1 protein-coding gene, 1 tRNA gene and 3 rRNA genes are annotated in these 6,590 nt (G+C 48.4%); all 5 read right to left on the minus strand.

Translation table 11 applies throughout. From position 1 onward, the window contains the following. Positions 1-273 (minus strand): homoserine O-succinyltransferase (locus tag AB0F71_RS39595; protein ID WP_360246099.1); only part of this gene is annotated, 273 nt, incomplete at its 3' end. A gap of 618 nt (positions 274-891) precedes the next feature. Next, positions 892-1,007: ribosomal RNA gene (rrf, locus tag AB0F71_RS39600) — 5S ribosomal RNA — on the minus strand. Positions 1,008-1,149: 142 nt separating this feature from the next. Next, positions 1,150-4,056, minus strand: a 23S ribosomal RNA gene (locus tag AB0F71_RS39605). A gap of 350 nt (positions 4,057-4,406) precedes the next feature. Beyond that, positions 4,407-4,482, minus strand: a tRNA-Glu gene (locus tag AB0F71_RS39610). A gap of 132 nt (positions 4,483-4,614) precedes the next feature. Continuing rightward, a 16S ribosomal RNA gene (locus AB0F71_RS39615) occupies positions 4,615-6,154 on the minus strand. Together the 16S, 23S and 5S rRNA genes with 1 tRNA gene alongside form the textbook arrangement of a ribosomal RNA operon. Positions 6,155-6,590: the final 436 nt, after the last annotated feature.

The raw sequence follows: 6,590 nt of genomic DNA on the forward strand, positions 1-6,590 counted from the left end.
ATCACAATAAAAATTATTCAAATGCTCTATCGGTGTATTTTTTGACTCTCTTTGGTCAATTCTCAATAGTTGAATATCAACCTGTAAAGGTGTATTCGACAATAGCCTTAGGAACTGGTTTTCAGTTTCTATTTTTTTGGGCATTAAGTTTAATATTAATACTTTCAAGGGACGGATCTCCTGAAGGCTAGCCCTTGTCGTTGTCATGACAAAAACATTTTCTTCGCGCAAGAAATTCACAGCAGGTAACTCGTCTGGTAAACGAATCGGCATCGTTCATCCCCTTTTTACACTTTTATACGTTTAGACTTCTAGAATGCTAAATAATCTAACCAATGTTAAGCACCTTGTCGAGTATTTCAAGGGTGATTGAAATAATTTCATGCCAAGTGACTTGTCTTGATTTCTTTTCAAATATAGCAGAGACGCAACTAGCTGATTTTATATATTTTTTATCTACTCATGATAATTTATAGATACTGATTTAACTTATACACTTTTGATATTAATTAGAGCTAATCTAATCTTCTTCTTCCCTTAACCAAAAGGGTCTACCAATTCAAATTAATTAATAAAAAATAATAAAATCAATTCATTAACTAGAAAAATCAAAATATTGTCATCTACTTCACCATAATCTAATAAGAAGTAAAAAACACAGTAATGTTAGTTACTGAGAAGGATTATTGATAAGCTTGCAAAGATTTCTCCGCTTTAATCACAAGTCATAACGACGTGAACACAGAACACGGGTAACACAACGATTGGTTGCTGAGGGGATTATTGATTCGCTTAGCTTGCGTTATTTATCTCGTCATCTCGGCCTTTTCTTGGCCCCATTCCCCAAACGCAAAAAAGCCACCCATTGGGTGGCTTTCTCACTAATTTAATGTCTGGCAGTTCCCTACTCTCACATGGGGAGACCCCACACTACCATCGGCGCTACGGCGTTTCACTGCTGAGTTCGGCATGGGGTCAGGTGGGACCACCGCGCTATTGCCGCCAGACAAATTCGGTTCGTTCCCGTTCAGCGCATTTCTTCGCTAAACCAGAACATCAATCTTGAACAAGCTGCTGTGTCCGTCACCTTTCGGCTTCTCACTCACATTCGAAAACTATCTCGTCTCTCTAAAACACCTTCGGTGTTGTCAGGTTAAGCCTCACGGTTCATTAGTATTGGTTAGCTCAACGTATCGCTACGCTTACACACCCAACCTATCAACGTCTTAGTCTTAAACGTTCCTTTAGGACCCTTAAAGGGTCAGGGAAGACTCATCTCAAGGCAAGTTTCCCGCTTAGATGCTTTCAGCGGTTATCTTTTCCGCACTTAGCTACCGGGCAATGCCATTGGCATGACAACCCGAACACCAGTGGTGCGTCCACTCCGGTCCTCTCGTACTAGGAGCAGCCCCTTTCAATCTTCCAACGCCCACGGCAGATAGGGACCGAACTGTCTCACGACGTTCTAAACCCAGCTCGCGTACCACTTTAAACGGCGAACAGCCGTACCCTTGGGACCTACTTCAGCCCCAGGATGTGATGAGCCGACATCGAGGTGCCAAACACCGCCGTCGATATGAACTCTTGGGCGGTATCAGCCTGTTATCCCCGGAGTACCTTTTATCCGTTGAGCGATGGCCCTTCCATTCAGAACCACCGGATCACTAAGACCTACTTTCGTACCTGCTCGAGCCGTCACTCTCGCAGTCAAGCTGGCTTATGCCTTTGCACTAACCGCATGATGTCCGACCATGCTTAGCCAACCTTCGTGCTCCTCCGTTACTCTTTGGGAGGAGACCGCCCCAGTCAAACTACCCACCAGACACTGTCCGCACCCCGGATAACGGGGCAACGTTAGAACATCAAACATTAAAGGGTGGTATTTCAAGGTTGGCTCCACGCAGACTGGCGTCCACGCTTCAAAGCCTCCCACCTATCCTACACATCAAGGCTCAATGTTCAGTGTCAAGCTATAGTAAAGGTTCACGGGGTCTTTCCGTCTTGCCGCGGGTACACTGCATCTTCACAGCGAGTTCAATTTCACTGAGTCTCGGGTGGAGACAGCCTGGCCATCATTACGCCATTCGTGCAGGTCGGAACTTACCCGACAAGGAATTTCGCTACCTTAGGACCGTTATAGTTACGGCCGCCGTTTACTGGGGCTTCGATCAAGAGCTTCTCCTTACGGATAACCCCATCAATTAACCTTCCAGCACCGGGCAGGCGTCACACCGTATACGTCCACTTTCGTGTTTGCACAGTGCTGTGTTTTTAATAAACAGTTGCAGCCAGCTGGTATCTGCGACTGGCTTCAGCTCCATGGGTAAACCACTTCACCTAATGCCAGCGTGCCTTCTCCCGAAGTTACGGCACCATTTTGCCTAGTTCCTTCACCCGAGTTCTCTCAAGCGCCTGAGTATTCTCTACCTGACCACCTGTGTCGGTTTGGGGTACGATTAATGATAATCTAGAGCTTAGAGGCTTTTCCTGGAAGCGGGGTATGAGCTACTTCGCCACCGTAGTGACTCGTCATCAGACCTCAGCATATAGTGAACCGGATTTGCCTAATTCACCTGCCTACATCCTTAAACCGGGACAACCGTCGCCCGGCCAGCCTAACCTTCTCCGTCCCCCCATCGCAATTATCACCAGTACGGGAATATTAACCCGTTTCCCATCGACTACGCATTTCTGCCTCGCCTTAGGGGTCGACTCACCCTGCCCCGATTAACGTTGGACAGGAACCCTTGGTCTTCCGGCGTGCGGGTTTTTCACCCGCATTATCGTTACTTATGTCAGCATTCGCACTTCTGATACCTCCAGCATACCTCACAGTACACCTTCACAGGCTTACAGAACGCTCCCCTACCCAACAATATTTACATATCGCTGCCGCAGCTTCGGTGCATAGTTTAGCCCCGTTACATCTTCCGCGCAGGCCGACTCGACCAGTGAGCTATTACGCTTTCTTTAAATGATGGCTGCTTCTAAGCCAACATCCTGGCTGTCTGAGCCTTCCCACTTCGTTTCCCACTTAACTATGACTTTGGGACCTTAGCTGGCGGTCTGGGTTGTTTCCCTCTTCACGACGAACGTTAGCACCCGCCGTGTGTCTCCCGTGATAACATTCTTCGGTATTCGTAGTTTGCATCGAGTTGGTAAGTCGGGATGACCCCCTAGTCGAAACAGTGCTCTACCCCCGAAGATGAGTTCACGAGGCGCTACCTAAATAGCTTTCGGGGAGAACCAGCTATCTCCCGGTTTGATTGGCCTTTCACCCCCAGCCACAAGTCATCCGCTAATTTTTCAACATTAGTCGGTTCGGTCCTCCAGTTAGTGTTACCCAACCTTCAACCTGCCCATGGCTAGATCACCGGGTTTCGGGTCTATACCCTGCAACTCATTCGCCCAGTTAAGACTCGGTTTCCCTACGGCTCCCCTATACGGTTAACCTTGCTACAGAATATAAGTCGCTGACCCATTATACAAAAGGTACGCAGTCACACCCTAAAGGGTGCTCCCACTGCTTGTACGTACACGGTTTCAGGTTCTATTTCACTCCCCTCGCCGGGGTTCTTTTCGCCTTTCCCTCACGGTACTGGTTCACTATCGGTCAATCAGGAGTATTTAGCCTTGGAGGATGGTCCCCCCATATTCAGACAGGATAACACGTGTCCCGCCCTACTCGTCGAGTTCACAACACTAACACCTTCGGATACGGGGCTATCACCCTTTACTGCCAGCCTTTCCAGACTGTTCTCCTGATGCTAATGCTGATTAAGACTCTGGGCTGCTCCCCGTTCGCTCGCCGCTACTAGGGGAATCTCGGTTGATTTCTTTTCCTCGAGGTACTGAGATGTTTCAGTTCCCTCGGTTCGCCTCGTTTGACTATGTATTCATCAAACGATAGTGCAACGAATTGCACTGGGTTTCCCCATTCGGATATCGTCGGTTATAACGGTTCATATCACCTTACCGACGCTTTTCGCAGATTAGCACGTCCTTCATCGCCTCTGATTGCCTAGGCATCCACCGTGTACGCTTAGTCGCTTAACCTCACAACCCGAAATTGTTTCAACGTTCACTTTACTGTCATGGCTGTGCGTGGTGAACTTCTTCGTTGGGCAGTGCTCGCCATGCTCACGTACCTATGTACGCTGCGCTGGCTGTGCGCTGTCCGCCTTGAATTTCACACTGCTCGCGCATGCCGCTCGAGTTAGTGACCGAAAATTTCAGGTCTGAAATTTTGAGAGACTCTCACATTGTTTAAGCGATAAACAATGTGCGTTGTTTTCAATTTTCAGCTTGTTCCAGATTGTTAAAGAGCATAATTGTTAAACCAACTATCTACATAATTGGCTTAATCATTATTGGGGACATCGTCTTTCACTCGATATCGGCGCAATTGGCGTCCCCTAGGGGATTCGAACCCCTGTTACCGCCGTGAAAGGGCGGTGTCCTAGGCCTCTAGACGAAGGGGACACGAAAATCACAAAAACTTTTTGCGCTTTTCATGTAAGCCCTATTCTTGCGAATAAGTCTCCCACGTATAGCCTATTGCTCTACTTTCTATCAGACAATCTGTGTGAGCACTTCACAAAAACACTTCAATGGTAAGGAGGTGATCCAACCGCAGGTTCCCCTACGGTTACCTTGTTACGACTTCACCCCAGTCATGAATCACAAAGTGGTAAGCGCCCTCCCGAAGGTTAAGCTACCTACTTCTTTTGCAACCCACTCCCATGGTGTGACGGGCGGTGTGTACAAGGCCCGGGAACGTATTCACCGTAGCATTCTGATCTACGATTACTAGCGATTCCGACTTCATGGAGTCGAGTTGCAGACTCCAATCCGGACTACGACGTACTTTATGAGTTCCGCTTGCTCTCGCGAGGTCGCTTCTCTTTGTATACGCCATTGTAGCACGTGTGTAGCCCTACTCGTAAGGGCCATGATGACTTGACGTCATCCCCACCTTCCTCCGGTTTATCACCGGCAGTCTCCTTTGAGTTCCCGACCGAATCGCTGGCAACAAAGGATAAGGGTTGCGCTCGTTGCGGGACTTAACCCAACATTTCACAACACGAGCTGACGACAGCCATGCAGCACCTGTCTCAGAGTTCCCGAAGGCACCAAAGCATCTCTGCTAAGTTCTCTGGATGTCAAGAGTAGGTAAGGTTCTTCGCGTTGCATCGAATTAAACCACATGCTCCACCGCTTGTGCGGGCCCCCGTCAATTCATTTGAGTTTTAACCTTGCGGCCGTACTCCCCAGGCGGTCGATTTAACGCGTTAGCTCCGAAAGCCACTCCTCAAGGGAACAACCTTCAAATCGACATCGTTTACAGCGTGGACTACCAGGGTATCTAATCCTGTTTGCTCCCCACGCTTTCGCACCTGAGCGTCAGTCTTTGTCCAGGGGGCCGCCTTCGCCACCGGTATTCCTCCACATCTCTACGCATTTCACCGCTACACATGGAATTCTACCCCCCTCTACAAGACTCTAGCTGACCAGTCTTAGATGCCATTCCCAGGTTAAGCCCGGGGATTTCACATCTAACTTAATCAACCGCCTGCGTGCGCTTTACGCCCAGTAATTCCGATTAACGCTTGCACCCTCCGTATTACCGCGGCTGCTGGCACGGAGTTAGCCGGTGCTTCTTCTGTCGGTAACGTCAATCGTTGATGATATTAGCATCAACGCCTTCCTCCCGACTGAAAGTACTTTACAACCCTAGGGCCTTCTTCATACACGCGGCATGGCTGCATCAGGCTTGCGCCCATTGTGCAATATTCCCCACTGCTGCCTCCCGTAGGAGTCTGGGCCGTGTCTCAGTCCCAGTGTGGCTGATCATCCTCTCAGACCAGCTAGGGATCGTCGCCTAGGTGAGCCATTACCTCACCTACTAGCTAATCCCATATGGGTTCATCCGATAGCGCAAGGACCGAAGTTCCCCTGCTTTGCTCCTTAGAGATTATGCGGTATTAGCTACCGTTTCCAGTAGTTATCCCCCTCTATCGGGCAGATCCCCATACATTACTCACCCGTCCGCCGCTCGTCAGCGAGAAGCAAGCTTCCCCTGTTACCGCTCGACTTGCATGTGTTAGGCCTGCCGCCAGCGTTCAATCTGAGCCATGATCAAACTCTTCAATTAAAATAGCTTGATGCTCAAAGAATGTCTTACTGACCGTAACGTTCTTTTGTTCGGCTAACTTTGTCGGCTTCGCATCGCTTACCCTCGCCGTACCTAAGTACTGTCTCGGGTTATCTCTGCTTGCCTTCGCGTTATCCTTCCAAAATAAGCGTTACTACCTTATTTCATATATATGAATTAACGTGTTAGTCACTCTTCAAGACTTAAAATCAAATATTTTTTTGATAGTGTCCTGTGAGTGCCCACACAGATTGTCTGATAAATTGTTAAAGAGCGTTGCAGCATTTCATATTGAAATTTGACCTTCTGGGTCGTTGCTGCGAGGTGACGTATATTACGTTTTCCTCCGTGAGAGTCAAGCAATTTTTTGCTTTTTCTTTTCAGAATCTCTCGCTGCCGTTTCAGTGTTCACCGCGCTTTGCGTTGTCTTGTTCCC

The organism is Kitasatospora sp. NPDC028055 (assembly GCF_040637885.1).
Taxonomy (GTDB): domain Bacteria; phylum Actinomycetota; class Actinomycetes; order Streptomycetales; family Streptomycetaceae; genus Kitasatospora.